At 64.4% G+C, this 14,385-nt stretch carries 12 protein-coding genes; 8 read left to right on the forward strand and 4 right to left on the reverse strand.

Features of this window, described 5'->3' with window-relative positions:
• Positions 1 to 593: 593 nt before the first annotated feature.
• From ABE528_RS17865 to ABE528_RS17875, 3 genes are all read right to left on the reverse strand, one after another.
• Positions 594 to 2,024: an aldehyde dehydrogenase family protein gene (locus ABE528_RS17865; RefSeq protein ID WP_152959312.1), complete on the reverse strand. Its 1,431-nt coding sequence runs from the start codon at positions 2,022 to 2,024 to the stop codon at positions 594 to 596.
• A gap of 13 nt (positions 2,025 to 2,037) precedes the next feature.
• Positions 2,038 to 3,537: a cytosine permease gene (locus ABE528_RS17870; protein WP_346653667.1), complete on the reverse strand. Its 1,500-nt coding sequence runs from the start codon at positions 3,535 to 3,537 to the stop codon at positions 2,038 to 2,040.
• Positions 3,538 to 3,631: 94 nt separating this feature from the next.
• Positions 3,632 to 4,021 (reverse strand): nuclear transport factor 2 family protein, encoded by a 390-nt coding sequence (locus ABE528_RS17875; protein ID WP_346653668.1) that lies wholly within the window; start codon positions 4,019 to 4,021, stop codon positions 3,632 to 3,634.
• A 237-nt stretch (positions 4,022 to 4,258) separates the two neighbouring features.
• Between ABE528_RS17875 and ycaC the strand changes: the two genes are divergently transcribed.
• From ycaC to ABE528_RS17910, 7 genes are all read left to right on the forward strand, one after another.
• Positions 4,259 to 4,879, forward strand: coding sequence for an isochorismate family cysteine hydrolase YcaC (gene ycaC, locus ABE528_RS17880; protein ID WP_152959310.1), 621 nt, complete (start codon positions 4,259 to 4,261; stop codon positions 4,877 to 4,879).
• Between the two features lie 95 nt (positions 4,880 to 4,974).
• Positions 4,975 to 5,793 carry a polyphosphate kinase 2 gene (gene ppk2 / locus ABE528_RS17885; protein ID WP_346653669.1) on the forward strand — a complete coding sequence of 273 codons (819 nt, stop codon included), beginning with the start codon at positions 4,975 to 4,977 and terminating at the stop codon, positions 5,791 to 5,793.
• 34 nt (positions 5,794 to 5,827) lie between these two features.
• The gene (locus ABE528_RS17890) at positions 5,828 to 7,018 is read left to right on the forward strand and encodes a monovalent cation:proton antiporter-2 (CPA2) family protein (RefSeq protein ID WP_346653670.1); all 1,191 of its coding nucleotides are present in this window, start codon (positions 5,828 to 5,830) and stop codon (positions 7,016 to 7,018) included.
• Positions 7,019 to 7,058: 40 nt separating this feature from the next.
• Positions 7,059 to 8,156, forward strand: coding sequence for an AI-2E family transporter (locus tag ABE528_RS17895; RefSeq protein ID WP_152959307.1), 1,098 nt, complete (start codon positions 7,059 to 7,061; stop codon positions 8,154 to 8,156).
• 3 nt (positions 8,157 to 8,159) lie between these two features.
• On the forward strand, positions 8,160 to 9,674 hold the full coding sequence (locus tag ABE528_RS17900; protein ID WP_152959306.1) for a TolC family protein: 1,515 nt from the start codon (positions 8,160 to 8,162) through the stop codon (positions 9,672 to 9,674).
• Complete coding sequence (locus ABE528_RS17905; RefSeq protein WP_152959305.1) at positions 9,671 to 10,762, forward strand: HlyD family secretion protein; 1,092 nt, start codon at positions 9,671 to 9,673, stop codon at positions 10,760 to 10,762. The genes ABE528_RS17900 and ABE528_RS17905 overlap by 4 nt, the downstream gene beginning before the upstream one ends.
• Complete coding sequence (locus ABE528_RS17910) at positions 10,752 to 11,759, forward strand: DUF2955 domain-containing protein (protein ID WP_152959304.1); 1,008 nt, start codon at positions 10,752 to 10,754, stop codon at positions 11,757 to 11,759. The genes ABE528_RS17905 and ABE528_RS17910 overlap by 11 nt, the downstream gene beginning before the upstream one ends.
• Here ABE528_RS17910 and sulP read toward each other — a convergent pair.
• Positions 11,756 to 13,477, reverse strand: coding sequence for a sulfate permease (gene sulP / locus ABE528_RS17915; protein WP_152959303.1), 1,722 nt, complete (start codon positions 13,475 to 13,477; stop codon positions 11,756 to 11,758). The genes ABE528_RS17910 and sulP overlap by 4 nt on opposite strands.
• Before the next feature lie 388 nt (positions 13,478 to 13,865).
• Between sulP and ABE528_RS17920 the strand changes: the two genes are divergently transcribed.
• Positions 13,866 to 14,135: a hypothetical protein gene (locus ABE528_RS17920; RefSeq protein WP_225923532.1), complete on the forward strand. Its 270-nt coding sequence runs from the start codon at positions 13,866 to 13,868 to the stop codon at positions 14,133 to 14,135.
• Positions 14,136 to 14,385 lie beyond the last annotated feature (250 nt).

Genomic DNA, 14,385 nt, shown 5'->3' on the forward strand with positions numbered 1-14,385 from the left:
TCTAGGAAACCGGCCAGGACGAGTCCTGCCCGCGCACAGCTACCGCTGAGGTTGCAGCTAGATCAACACGGGCTCTCACACCCGGTCGCCGAATTTGACGACTCAGGGAAATTAGCCCTGATGCTGATCTTCAACAACAGAGAAACGGCAGCGCAGTGCGTAGGATAATTCCCAAGCAGGTTGCTCTTGAAGCATTTGGTTTCAGGTTGGGAATTTTCTTACGAGGAAATGCTTGGGGATGTATGGCTGGGGATTGGGGGAGGGCCACCATGTGTTTGCCATGAGAAGTTCAGCGCCTATGAGATCGAGCGCCGCCCGCGCGGCGCATCGCGAGCAAGCTCGCTCCTACATTTGTTGCAACGTACCGAACCTGACAGGCCATGGTTGCCCGCCTTGGTGCATGTCTCAAGTCAGGTGAGACGGCATCAATGCCCACCTCAAAACCCCGTCGTGCGCACCAGGCTGACAACCATGGCCTCACAGGCATGGCCACGTTGCAACAAATGTAGGAGCGAGCTTGCTCGCGATGCGCCGCGCGGGCGGCGCTCGATCTCACAGGCGCTGAAAATCTTGTGCCAGGCACTTGCCGGCCATCACCCCAAACACCGAGTCACATGCTTCACCGACTGGTACCCCGACAACCCCCAAGGCCCCAGCTCCCGCCCAATCCCGCTGCCCTTGGTGCCGCCCCACGACGTCTCGACGAACACCGCCTGCACCGAGTTGATCCACACATGGCCAACCTCCAGCGCATCGGCCACGCGCTCGGCGCGTTCCAGGTCGGCGGAGCAGACCGTGGCGACCAGCCCGAAGCGGCTGTCGTTGGCCTCGGCAATGGCCTGCGCTTCAGTGGCAAAACGACGCGCGCACAGCACCGGGCCAAAGATCTCCTCGGTCCACAGGCGGCTGTCCTTCGGCACATCGCTGTACAGCGTCGGGCTCACGAACCAGCCTTCACGATCCAGCGCCTGCCCGCCTGCCAGGCACTGCAGGCCCTCTTCGCGCGCTGTCGCGAAATAGCCGGCAACCTTCAGCCACTGCGCCTGGCTGGTCAGCGGCCCCATGTCGACTTCTTCGGTCAGCGGGTTACCGACCCGCAGTTTTTGCAATGCAGCTTGCAGGCGCGGCAGCAGTGTGTCGGCAATGCCGTCCTGCACCAGCAGGCGCGAGGTGGCCGAGCACATCTGCCCGGCGTTCCAGGTGATACCGGCAACGATCCATTCCACCGCCTGGTCCGGGTCGCAATCGTCGAACACCACGATCGCCGACTTGCCACCAAGCTCCAGGGTCACCGGCCGGCACTGCGCCGCAGCGCTGCGCATCACCTGGCTGCCGACGCTGTTGCTGCCGGTGAACGACAGCTTGTCGAGGCCATTGTGGCTGCTCAGCGCAGCGCCGGTCTCGGCCTTGCCGTTGACGATGTTCAGCACCCCGGCCGGCAGGCCCAGGGTGTCGGCGATCTGGCCGTAGGTCTGCTCAATCAGTGGGGTCACTTCCGACGGTTTGAGCACCACGGTGCAACCGGCCGCCAGGGCCGGGGCGAGCTTCCAGGCGCTGGTCACCAACGGGAAGTTCCACGGCACGATCAGGCCGACCACGCCCACCGGTTCCAGGCGGGTGCGGGCGGTAAAGCCCGCTGCTGCCAATGGCACGTCACGGTTCCTGGACGGCAGTTGTTCGGCCAGCTCGGCGTAGTAGGCGAAGGTGGCGACCGCATCGTCCAGATCGATCTCGGCCTCGTGGCGCGGCTTGCCGTTGTTGCGCATCTGCAAGGTGATCAGTTCTTCGCGGCGTTGGCCGAGCTGTTCGGCAAAGCCGCGCAGGAAGGCCGCACGCGTGCTGGCGCTGACCTTTTTCCAGGTAGGCAGGGCGTCACGGGCGGCGGCCACGGCCTGGTCGACCTGGGCCACGCTGGCGGCCATCAGTTCGGCGAAAGGCAGGCCCAGCGCAGGCTCGCTGACGCTGATGCAGTCGCTGCCCTGGCCTTCGACCCAGCGGCCGGCAATGTAATGGGAAGTGGTCATGGTCGGTATCCAGTCAGGCCATTTTGGCGGTGGTCACCGGCGTGCGCGGGGCGCTTTTGCAGCGCACCCAGCGTGGGCCATTGGGGCCATACACGCCAGCAGGTTCAGGGAACAGGTTGAGCAACAGCAGGTACAGCACGCAGGCGATACCCAGGGTCACCGGTAGGCTCAGGTCGATGCCGCCGGCCAGGTCGCCCAGCGGGCCGACGAACTGCCCTGGCAGGTTGACGAAGCACAGGCCAACCATCGCGCTGGGGATCCACGCGCCCATGCCGCGCCAGTTCCAGCCGTGCAGGAACCAGTAGTGGCCGCCACGCTGGCCGCGGGTGAACACTTGCAGGTCATCGGCGTGATAGAAGCCGCGGCGGGTGATCAGGCCGAGGATCATGATCACCATCCATGGGCTGGTGCAGGTGATGATCAGCACGGCGAAGGTCGACACGCTCTGCACCAGGTTGAAGGTGAAGCGGCCGATGAAGATGAAGCCGATGGCCAGCACCCCGATCAGCAAGGTGGCGCCAGCGCGGCTGAGCAGGCGCGGGAATACGCTGGACATGTCCAGGCCGGTGCCGTACAGCGCGGTAGTCCCGGTGGACATGCCGCCGATCACCGCAATCAGGCACACCGGCAGGAAGAACCAGCTCGGCGCGACCGCCAGCAGGCCACCGACGTAGTTGTTGGCGGCGATGTAGTCAGGCGCCTGAGTGGCCACCAGGGTGGCGGTGCACAGGCCGAACAGGAACGGGATGAGCGTCGCCACCTGGGCGGCGATCACCGCCAGCATGATGCGCGACTTTGGCGTTTGCCGGGGGATGTAGCGTGACCAGTCACCGAGGAAGGCGCCGAACGACACCGGGTTGCTCATGGCCAGGATCGCCGCGCCGACGAATGCCGCCCAGAAGCCCGGCTGGCTGAGGTTGACGCTACCGGCGAAGCCCGCATCGAACGGCCCGGCGAAGGCGAAGATGCCCAGCAGGAACAGCAGGCTCGAAGCCCATACGGCGACCTTGTTGACCCACAGCATGAAGCGGAAGCCGAAGATGCACACCACCAGCACCAGCACCGCGAACAGGCCGTAGGCCAGGCCCAGGGTCAGGTCGGTTTCCGGCAGCCCGGCCAGGCGTTTGGCGCCGCCGACCAGGGCATCGCCCGAGCTCCACACCGACAGCGAGAAGAACGCCACGGCGGTAAGCAGCGACAGGAACGAGCCGACGATGCGCCCGTGCACGCCGAAGTGCGCACCCGACGACACGGCGTTGTTGGTGCCGTTGAGGGCACCGAACAGGCCCATCGGCGCGAGGATCAGCGCGCCCACGCCGACGCCAAGCAAAATCGCCCAGACCCCGGCCTGGAACGACAGCCCGAACAGCACCGGGAAGCTGCCCAGTACGGCAGTGGCGAAGGTGTTGGCACCGCCGAAGATCAGGCGGAACAGGTCCAGCGGGGAGGCGTCGCGTTGATCGTCGGGGATCTGTTCGACGCCATTGGTCTCGATACCGGTCGAGTGGCTCATGGTGATGCTCCAGCGCGGTTGTTGTAGGCCCGTCGCGGTGCGCGGGCCCTCTTGTGGGTGCGATGGCAGTGCGGCAAGGCCGCGCAAGTTTGGATCAGGCTGCAGTGATGACCGACAGGTGCTCATGGCACGCCAGCCATTGCTCGCCGTAGCGGCGGAAGACGATGGTCTCGCGCTCGGCCAGCTGGTGCTCTTCACCGGCAATGCGGATGTGCGTGGCCACGTCATGCATGAAGATCGCCACATCGCCCTGCAGGCTCACCTGCACGTTGCTCGATTCACAGCCGAGCACGGCAAAACCCTCGGCCTGCCACTGGGCCCAGAGGTCTTCATAGGCACGGCGCGACAGCAGCGGTTGCGGCAAGGTGTGGAAGAGGAAGGTGGCGTCTTCGCTGAAGCAGGCGAAGTAGCCGGCGGTGTCGTTGCTGGCGAAGGCGGCTACGAGGTCGGCGGCAGCTTGCCGTACCTGGAGTGTCTGGTCCACGGGAGTGGCCTCACGGTTATTGTGGTTGTGGTGAAGCGATTCTGGTGGGGGCGGGCGAGGGGAAAAATCGCGGAGGAGAAATAATTAGTTCAGGAATCTGTGAAGTGATGGCTACCGATCAAGTAACCGATCAAGTAACCGATCATGTAGCCCCCCAGCGAACCGACTGACGGTCCCTCCCGCCCCCCATCCTTGCCTACGCTGAAATTCCCAACCTACGTTGCAAGGAGTTCCGCCATGGCCTTCCAATACAAGCGTCTGGACAAGAGCAACGCCGCCGTCCTGCTGGTCGATCACCAGGCCGGCCTGCTTTCGCTGGTGCGCGACATCGACCCCGACCGCTTCAAGAACAACGTGCTGGCCCTCGCCGACCTGGCCAAGTACTTCAAGTTGCCGACCATCCTCACCACCAGCTTCGAAACCGGCCCCAATGGCCCACTGGTGCCCGAACTCAAAGAGCAGTTCCCCGACGCCCCCTACATCGCCCGCCCCGGCAACATCAACGCCTGGGACAACGAAGACTTCGTCAAGGCAGTGAAAGCCACCGGCAAGAAGCAGTTGCTGATCGCTGGCGTGGTCACCGAAGTGTGCGTGGCCTTCCCGGCATTGTCGGCGCTGGAGGAGGGCTTCGAGGTGTTCGTGGTGACCGATGCCTCCGGCACCTTCAACGAACTGACCCGCGATTCGGCCTGGCGGCGCATGGAGGCTGCCGGTGCCCAGCTGATGACCTGGTTCGGCGTGGCCTGCGAGCTGCACCGAGATTGGCGCAACGATATCGAAGGCCTGGGCACGCTGTTCTCCAACCATATCCCGGACTATCGCAACCTGATGACCAGCTACAACAAGCTGGCGAAATAAGGGCTTTCAGGGCGCGGCAATTTGCCTAACAAGCGAAACGGCAAAATGTCATGAATCGACCATACTGACTTTTCATTCGCCCTCAGGAAAGCACCATGGCCAAGCCGTCCAAGAACAAAGATGCGAAAGAGCAGGCAGAGAAACTGGGCGGCAAAGCCTTTGATCAGGAACTCAAGAAGCTGCACGTGGAGCTCGTCAAGCTGCAGGAGTGGGTGGTGGCGAAGGGCCTGAAGGTCTGTGTCATATTCGAGGGCCGTGATGGTGCCGGCAAGGGCGGCACCATCAAGGCCATCACCGAACGGGTCAGCCCGCGGGTGTTTCGCGTGGTGGCGCTGCCGGCGCCGACCGAGCGGGAAAAGACCCAGATGTACGTGCAACGTTACCTGCGTCACTTGCCGGCTGCCGGCGAAGTCGTGATCTTCGACCGCAGCTGGTACAACCGCGCTGGCGTCGAACGGGTGATGGGCTTCTGCAGCGAAGAACAGAGCGCCAAATTCCTCACCGTGGTACCGCTGTTCGAGAAGATGATGGTCGAGTCGGGGATCATCCTCATCAAGTACTGGCTCGAAGTCAGCGCCGAGGAGCAGACCCGACGCCTGCAGGACCGCATCAACGACGGGCGCAAGCTGTGGAAGTTGTCGCCCATGGACCTCAAGTCGTACACCCGCTGGGACGACTACACCCGCGCCCGCGACGACATGTTCGCCGCCTCGGATTCGTCTTGGGCGCCGTGGTTCATGGCGCACTCCAACGACAAGCGGCGCGCCCGGCTGAACATCATCAGCCACATGCTCTCGCGCATCCCCTACAAGGACATCACCCGCGAAGAGGTGGTGAAGCTGCCCAAGCGCGGCAAGATCGGCAAATACAAGGCCGTGCCCTATCCCTTCAAAGTGGTTGAAGAACGTTTCTGATCCCTCCCGCAGGAGCTAGCAAGGGTGCGAATCCATGCCACATGACGGCAGCCTGCTACAGGCAACGGTAGTGTTTCTTCTGGCCGTGGTGCTTCTGGTACCACTGGCGCAGCGTTTGAAAATGGGTGCGGTGCCTGGCTACCTGCTGGCTGGCATCCTGATCGGGCCGTCGGTGCTGGGCCTGCTGGGTAACCCGGATAACGTCGCTCGCCTGTCGGAGATGGGCGTGGTGATGCTGTTGTTCGTCATTGGCCTGGAGCTGTCGCCAAGGCGGCTGTGGACCATGCGCAAGGCGTTGTTCGGCATCGGCTCGTTACAGGTGGGGCTGACGGCGGTGGTGCTCGGCCTGCTGGCGTACTTTCTGTTTGGCCAATCGAAGGCGGCGGCGATCGTGCTCGGTCTGGGGCTGGCGCTGTCGTCGACGGCATTCAGCCTGCAAGTGTTGGCCGAACGCAAGGACCTGGGCAGGCCACACGGTCGCCTGGCCGTGGCCATCCTGCTGTTCCAGGACATCGCCGCGATTCCCTTGATTGCCGTGGTGCCGCTGCTCGGTGGCGATGTCAGTACCGCCGACGAAGGCTCCTGGCCCCTGCTGGCGGTGGCAGCGGGCATTGGGGTGGTGATCATTTTTGGCCGCTATCTGTTGACCCCGGTATTCAGATGGACGGTCGGTTCGGGTTTGCCCGAGTTGTCTACCGCTACTGCCTTGCTGGTGGTGCTGGGCACCGCGTGGGTGATGGAGCACGTCGGCATCTCCATGGCCCTTGGCGCTTTTCTGGCCGGTGTGCTGATGGCCGACTCGCCTTTTCGGCATGAGCTGGAAAGCCAGATCGAACCGCTCAAGGGCCTGCTCCTGGGGCTGTTCTTCGTCGGCGTCGGCATGAGTGCCGACTTGCAGCTGCTGTTCGGCATGCCCCTGATCGTGCTGGGGCTGACGTTGCTGCTGGTGGTGATCAAGATGCCCCTGTTGCTCGCGCTCGGGCGCAAGGCAGGCGGGCTCGACCGCGCCGAGGCATTGTGCCTGGCGATCGTGTTGGCGTCCGGGGGTGAGTTTGCTTTCGTGGTGTTCAAGCTGGCGCTGGAGCACCAGGTGTTGGCGCAACAGGTTCACGACTTGCTGGTGCTCGCCATCACGCTGTCGATGGCGGTGGTGCCGCTGGTGATGATGGCCCTGGCGCGCAGATTACCTGACGAAGACCGCCCGGTAGCCGAGACGGGTCACTGAATCGCGCCTCGCGGGCGCGTTTAACGTTCGGAGGTGCAACATGCAGCCGAGTTTGAAGCTGGACAGCGCCCTGTCGCGGGGCCTGCTCGACGTGCTGATCAAGGCGGGCCTGGTGGCCGCCTTGGTGCTGTTCTCCTTCCAGGTATTCCAGCCGTTCCTGGAGCTGATGCTGTGGTCGGTGATTCTCGCGGTCACCTTGTATCCGTTGCATTGCCGTATTCACCGGGTGACCGGCCTCAAGCAAGGCTTTGCGGCAACCTTGGTGGTACTGCTGGTGCTGGTGGTGCTGATCGTGCCGATCTACCTGGTGGTGATGTCCATCGGCGAATCGGTCGACAACCTGGTGGCATTGCTCAAGAGCGGCGCCTGGAGCGTGCCGCCGCCCCCTGATTCAGTGGCAGGTTGGCCGCTGATCGGGCCGAAGGTGCATGCGTTGTGGCTTGCGGCCTCGGAAAACATGGCCCATGTGCTCAACCAGTGGTTGCCACAGCTCAAGGGCGCCGGGCGTACGGTGCTGGGCGCGGCGGCCAGTGCCGGTGGTGCGTTCCTGATGTTTTTTGCGGCGATCATCGTCTCGGGCATCATCATGGCCTTCGGCGAACGTGGCGAGATTGCCGCGCAGCGTATCGCCATGCGCGTCTCCGGCGAAGAGCGCGGCAAACCGTTGGCCAACCTGTGCACCGCCACCATTCGCGCGGTGGCCCAGGGCGTGATCGGTATTGCCTTCATCCAGATGCTGCTGATTGGCGTTGGCTTCGTGATCAAAGGCGTGCCGGGTGCCGGCATGCTGGCCATCGCCATCCTCATGCTGGGGATTGCCCAGGCACCGGCGACCTTGATCACGGTGCCAGTGATCATCTACGTGTTCAATGCCGAGGGCTTCACCATGGCGACCATCATCTTCGCCATCTACACCTTTGTCGCCGGGCTTGCCGACAACGTGCTCAAACCGTTGCTGCTCGGGCGCGGGGTGGACGTGCCGATGCCGGTGGTGCTGATCGGTGCCTTGGGCGGCATGGTGGTCAAGGGCATCATCGGCCTGTTCATCGGCCCGGTGATCCTCGGCGTGACCTATGTACTGTTCTGGCAATGGGTTGCGCTGCAGGTGCCGGAGCAACCGACCCCGCCTGCGGCCTGAGCCATGCCCAAACGCTGCTATGGCCTGGGGTTGCTGATGGTGCTGGCCGGCTGTACCCAGGTCGGCCCGGACTTCGAAAAGCCCCAGGACCCATGGCTGGACAGCTGGAACACGCCCCTGCTGGAGCAGGCCGGGCGCTTTGCGCCAGCACCGGACCTGCGCCAGTGGTGGCTGGTATTCGCCGACCCCACGCTCGAAGGCCTGATCGCCGAAGCCGACGCCAACAACACCAACCTGCGTGTGGCCGGCCTGCGCATTGCCGAGGCGAGGGCGCAGCTGGCCATCGTGCAGACCGGGCGTTATCCACAGCTGCAGCAGTTGAGTGCGCAGAGCCTGTACCTCAAGCAGGACCAGTCTGGCACTTCCACCGCGCGCGACTCGGTGTTCTGGCAGTCCAGCGTGGGCTTCGACATCGGCTGGGAAATCGACTTCTGGGGCCGTTTCAGCCGCGCCATCGAGAGCGCCGATGCGCTCTACTTCGCGTCCCAGGCCAACTACGCCGATGCCATGCTGCTGCTACGTGCGCAGGTGGCCGACACGTACTTCGCCCTGCGCACCGCTGAGGCACGGCTGGAGATTGCGCAAGAAAACGCCAAGCGCCAGGAGCGCAGCCTGCAGATCACCGAGCGGCTGTTCCGCCACGGCGAGAACGACGAGCTCGACTGGCAACAGGCGCGTACCCAGTACCTGGCGACCCTGGCCACCATTCCCGAGTTCGAGAACCAGCTCAATGCCTTGCGCAACGTGCTCTGTTCGCTGCTCGGCCGGCCACCGGGGCCGCTGCCCGAGCTGCAGGCGCGCCACGGGCAGTTACCGCTGCCAGACCGTGCGGTGTTGCAGGACGTGCCGGCCAGCCTGCTGCAACGGCGCCCGGACATCCGCGCCGCCGAACAGGCGGTGGCGGCGCAATCGGCGCTGGTGGGCGTGGCCGAAGCAGACCTTTATCCACAGTTGAGCCTGTTGGGCAGCATTGGCTGGACCTTCCTGTCGGCCAGCCACCTGCCGAACACGTTTGACCTGGCGGCGGGGCCGAGCCTGATCTGGAACCCGTTCGACTACGGCCGGCGCAAGAACGCCGTGCGGGTCGAGGACGCCCGCCTGCAGCAATTGATCGAGCTGTATCACCAGAGCGTGCGCGAAGCCGCACACGAGGCCGACGATGCCGCCAGCGGCCTGGTGCGCTCGCTGCAGAGCGCCAGTATTCGCCAGGATGCCTCGCAGGCCGCCCAGCGTTCGCTGACCCTGGCCAGTTCGCAGTACCAGGAAGGCTTTGCCGATTTCCAGCGCGTGCTCGACGCCCAGCAGCTGTTGTTGCAGCAGCAGGACGGCTACCTGGTCAGCCGTGGCAATGCGGTGAGCAGCCTGGTGAGCTTGTACAAGGCGCTGGGCGGCGGCTGGGACAACAAGCGCAAACCGATCGACCCTGCCACCCGCCAGAACATGCAAAACCGTACCGATTGGGGCGACCTGCTCGACGAGCCGGCCCCCGCCGACCCCGAACAAGGTGAGCCGAAATGACTGACGCTGCGGACACGCCGCCAGCCCCCGATCGCGGCATGCGCTGGGTGTTGATACTGATCGTTGTCAGCCTGGTCTGGTACCTGCTGGCCGACCGTTTCACGCCCTACACCCAGCAAGCCCGGCTGCAGGCCTACGTGGTACCGGTGGCTGCCGAAGTGGCCGGGCAGATCAAGCGCGTGGCGGTGGGCAACAACCAGGAAGTGCGCCAGGGCGATGTGCTGTTCGAGCTCGACCAGGAGCAGTACCGCATCGCCCTGGCCCGCGCCGAAGCCGACCTGGATACCGTGCGCCGGCAGATAGGTGCCAGCACCGCCGGCATCGACTCGGCCCAGGCCGCGTTGGTGGCGGCCCAGGCCAACGAACGCAAGGCGCGCCAGGATGCCGAGCGGCTCAAGCGCTTGATCGACGAAGACCCGGGCACGGTATCGGTGCGCCGCCTTGAAGGGGCCCAGGCCACCCGTGACCAAGCCATCAGCCAGGTGGCCGCCGCCCGTGCCGAGGTGGAACGGGCCCGTGAGCAGCAGGGCGGGGCCGACGCCGACAACGCACAACTGCGCAGCGCTGCGGCCAACGTGGAGAAGGCCCGCCTGGACCTGGCCCGCACGGTGGTGCGCGCCGACACCAATGGTTTGATCACTGACCTGCGCACCGACGTGGGCCACTACGTGGGCGCTGGCAGCCCGATGATGACCCTGATCGCCATCCGCGACGTGTGGATAAGTGCCGACATGACCGAGAACAACCTCGGCCGCTTGCGCCCCGGCGCGCCGGTGCTGGTGGTGCTCGATGCCTTGCCCGGCACGGTGCTGAAGGGGCAGATCCGCAGCATTGGCTATGGCGTGAGCGTCGGCCAGCCTGCGCCCCCGGGGACCCTGCCGACCGTGCAGAACAGCCGCGACTGGCTGCGTTCGGCGCAGCGCTTCCCGGTGATCGTCGAACTGGACCGCGACCAGCTGACAGACAAGTCCGGATTACGCGTGGGCGGCCAGGCGGAAGTCATGGCGCTGCCCAGCGAAGGCAACCCACTGAACCTGCTGGGCCGTGTGTTCATGTGGCTGATGAGCTGGCTGTCGTATGCCTATTGAGTTGCGCCGCCTGCGCGCACTGCGCCTGGCCTGGGGCGTGGCGCTGTGCCTGGCGACCAGTTTCGGCCTGGGCCTGCCGGTGCCGATTCTGGCGCCGGTATTCGCGGTGCTGTTGCTGGCGATGCGCAGCGAGCCGCTGCCGGTCAAGGCGGCGCCGGCACTGGCGATCCTGGTATTGCTCAGTTGCGGCAGCGGCCTGTTGCTGATTCCGCTGCTGCGCCATGCCCCGGTGAGCGGGGTGCTGCTGGTGGGCGTGGGCGTGTTCCTGGTCTTGCGCTATGCGCTCAAGGGCGGCAATGGTCTGCTGGCCAACCTGCTGGTGATCGGCCTGACCATGATCGCGGCGGCCGGCACCAGCGATTTCACCCTGGCGCTGTCGGTGGTGGAAGCCTTGTCCAAGGGCATGCTGTTGGCGGTGCTGGGGAGCGCGTTGGCCCATGTGCTGTTTCCCGAGCCAGCCGGCGCGCCGGTGCAGCCTTCGCCACCCTTGCTCGACAGCGCGGATGTCAGCTGGGTGGCCCTGCGTGCCACGCTTATCGTGATGCCGGCATTCCTGCTGGCGCTGATTGCCCCCGACCAGTTCATGCCGCTGATCATGAAGGCGGTGAGCCTGGGGCAGCAGGCCGGGGAGACGCGGGCGCGACATGCCAGCCGCGAGCTGATCGGCTCGACCTTGCTGGCCGGGGTGCTGGCGATGCTGGTGTGGGGCGCGTTGAGCCTGTTCGTGCACCTGTGGATGTTCTTCCTGTGGGTGCTGCTGTTCGTGCTCTGGCAGGCGCGCAGGCTCTACCGCGCGGTGGATACCAGGCAAAGCCCGGCGTACTGGATAAGCTGCCTGACCACCATGCTGATCCTGCTCGGGCAGTCGGTGCAGGACAGTGCTGGCGGGCAGGATGTGTACAAGGCGTTTGCGGTGCGCATGGCGCTGTTCGTGGCGGTGTCGCTGTATGCCAGTGCCATGCTCATCTGGATCGACCGGCGCCGGGTGGCGACCTAAGGCTTCCAGTCAATCCCGGTATCCGCCAAGTAGGCATCCACCGCAGCCCCGACGGTCGGGTGAAATGCCGTCTCGCCCATATGCTCGAACAACTCGAAGCGCTTCATCTTGTCCTTCACCGGGTCTTTCATCTCGGCAAACTGCAGCTCCACCCCGCGCGCCTCCAGCGCCCTGTCCAGCTCTGCGAGCATGTCCGCCGAAGTGATATCGATGCTGGTCACCGGCTCCGCCGCAATCACCAGCCGCTGTACAGGAGTGGGTGATTCATCCACCGCCGCCAGCACCGTGTTCTGGAACTGCTCGGCGTTGGCAAAGAACAGCGGCGCATCCCAGCGCAGCAGCACCAGCCCCGGAATCCGCCGGGCCTGTGGATAACGCTTCACGTCATGGTAGCCACGGGTGCCATCGACTCGCCCGAGCACCGCGTAATGCGGCCGCCAGCCGTCCCACAGGAATTCGATCACCGATACCGCCACGGCAATGCAGATACCCGGGATGGCGCCGAACACGGCGACGCCGACGAAGCAGGTGAACGACAGCCAGAACTCCCATTGCTGCATGTGGAAGATGCGCTTGAGGTCGGCAAACTCGAACAGCCCTAAAGCCGCGGCGATCACCACGGCGGCCAAGGCGCTGTTGGGCAGGTATTGCATCAGGTTGGGCGCGACCAGCAGCAACAAGGTCACCGCCAGTGCGCCAATGATGCCGGTCAATTGGGTTTTTGAGCCAGCCGCTTCGGCCACCGGTGTACGTGACGAGCTGCTGCTGATGGGGATGCCCTGGAACAGGCCGGAGGCCAGGTTGGCCACACCCAGGCCGAACATTTCCTGGTTCGGGTTGACCGGCGTTTTCAGCCGCGCGGCATAGGAGCGTGAGAGTACGCTGGTGTCGGCAAACGACACCAGGGCCACGGCAATCCCGCCCAGCACCACTTCGACCAGGTCGATGTCGCTGACCCACGGGAAGACCAGGCTCGGCAGGCCCTGGGGTAACTGGCCGAGCACCTTGACGCCCATCTGGTCGAGGTTGAACAGGCTCACGGCGAGGGTCGCCAGCACCACGGCGATCAGGATGCCCGGGATGCGCTTGAAGGGTTTGAGCAGCAGGATCAACACCAGGCTGCCGGCCCCGACGATGAAGCTTGGCCAGTGCCCATTACCTGCCAACAGCGCCTGGATCAGGTTCCAGACGTCGCGCAGCGGCCCCTGGCTGTCGACTTTGATGCCGAACAGCTTGGGCAACTGGCTGATCAGCACGGTGAGGGCGATACCGTTCATGTAGCCATAGCGGATCGGCTTGGACAGCAGCTCGGTGATGAAGCCCAGGCGCAGCAGCCCGGCGATCACGCAGAAGGCGCCGGCCACCAGGGCCATCAGGCTGGCGATGGCAATGGCGCGCTGTGGGTCGCTGGCGGCGTATTGCACCACCACTGCCAGGATCGGCGCGGCCAGTGCCGAGTCCGGGCCGAGCACCAGGATGCGGCTGGGGCCGAACAGGGCATAGGCCAGCAGCGGGATGATGGTGGCGTACAGGCCATAGATGCCCGGTACTCCGGAGGCCTCGGCGTAGGCAATGCCGACCGGCACCAGCATGGTGGTGAGCACCAGGCCGGCCGCGATGTCCTTGGGCAGCCAGGCGGGCTGGTAGTGCAGCAGGGTGGCAAGGCCCGGGAGCCAGCGTTGCCAGTCGAAGCGGGGAGGGGGCGGCGTGTCGTGCATGAACGAAGCTCCAGAAAGGAGGCGCCTGACGGGGGGGGTAAATGGCTACTGAACAGCCTCGGCAATCTCACTGAAGTAAGGAAATTCCGAACTTGAAACCAAATGCTTCAGTTCAAGATAGCTTGGGAATTATCCTACGCACGCCGCTGCCGTTTCTCTGTTGTGGATGCAGAGCATCAGGGCTAATTTCCCCGGGTCGTCGCGGTTTGACGACCGGGTGTGAGAGCCCGGCAGCGCATCGTGCCAGTGTCATGGCAGCCGTTCGTGGGCAGGCTTCGGCCTGGCCGGAATTCCGATGTTCGCCGGTCTCTCACCCCGCGTTCGGCTGCCACCCTGATTCTGTGAGAGGAAGTGGGTGATAGCTCCGTACACTGAACTCGGAGAAATCATGATGAAGAAGCTTGTTCCCGATCCACCCGCCAAAGTTGCCTCCCACTCGTTCTACACCATCAACAAAGACATGCCCTCACCCGAGGCATTGCTCTATGTCATTCAGTTGCTGCGCGGGATTGAAGACACCCTCGACGAATACATCTGCGGCAATGCCGGCGAGCCGGGTATCGGCATGCTGGTCAACAGTGTGCATAACGTGCAGATGGGGAGGGCGTTGGCTGAGTTGGTACTGACCCGGGAAGCGGGTGAGATCACTTGGCATTGAAGCCGGAAAGGGGAGGCTGGAAGTCACCACGACCTTCCAATTTGTGACGCAGTGCGTCACAAATCGGACGTTCCTCAATCACAATGTTCTTCTAAGCACTTTTTTGGGGCGCGGCTGCCGGGACGCCGGACGGTTCGGAGGGACTGTCAGATTTTTTGTGTGCGGGCCGGTAACGGCCTGCCGTTAGGCAGGCCCTGATTTTCACCAGGTCGGCCTGATGAACCGATCTCCGTACAGAACCGCAAATTGA

Source organism: Pseudomonas sp. TWI628 (genome assembly GCF_039673865.1).
In the GTDB taxonomy this organism is placed as follows: Bacteria; Pseudomonadota; Gammaproteobacteria; order Pseudomonadales; family Pseudomonadaceae; genus Aquipseudomonas.

Bases quoted from the DNA above. Each gene is read 5' to 3' on its own strand.
- ppk2 (WP_346653669.1), top strand. From the start codon at position 4,975: ATGGCCAAGCCGTCCAAGAACAAAGATGCGAAAGAGCAGGCAGAGAAA.
- ABE528_RS17900 (WP_152959306.1), top strand. From the start codon at position 8,160: ATGCCCAAACGCTGCTATGGCCTGGGGTTGCTGATGGTGCTGGCCGGC.
- ABE528_RS17865 (WP_152959312.1), bottom strand. From the start codon at position 2,024: ATGACCACTTCCCATTACATTGCCGGCCGCTGGGTCGAAGGCCAGGGC.
- ABE528_RS17870 (WP_346653667.1), bottom strand. From the start codon at position 3,537: ATGAGCCACTCGACCGGTATCGAGACCAATGGCGTCGAACAGATCCCC.
- ABE528_RS17895 (WP_152959307.1), top strand. From the start codon at position 7,059: ATGCAGCCGAGTTTGAAGCTGGACAGCGCCCTGTCGCGGGGCCTGCTC.
- ABE528_RS17920 (WP_225923532.1), top strand. From the start codon at position 13,866: ATGATGAAGAAGCTTGTTCCCGATCCACCCGCCAAAGTTGCCTCCCAC.
- ABE528_RS17910 (WP_152959304.1), top strand. From the start codon at position 10,752: ATGCCTATTGAGTTGCGCCGCCTGCGCGCACTGCGCCTGGCCTGGGGC.
- ABE528_RS17890 (WP_346653670.1), top strand. From the start codon at position 5,828: ATGCCACATGACGGCAGCCTGCTACAGGCAACGGTAGTGTTTCTTCTG.
- ycaC (WP_152959310.1), top strand. From the start codon at position 4,259: ATGGCCTTCCAATACAAGCGTCTGGACAAGAGCAACGCCGCCGTCCTG.
- sulP (WP_152959303.1), bottom strand. From the start codon at position 13,477: ATGCACGACACGCCGCCCCCTCCCCGCTTCGACTGGCAACGCTGGCTC.
- ABE528_RS17905 (WP_152959305.1), top strand. From the start codon at position 9,671: ATGACTGACGCTGCGGACACGCCGCCAGCCCCCGATCGCGGCATGCGC.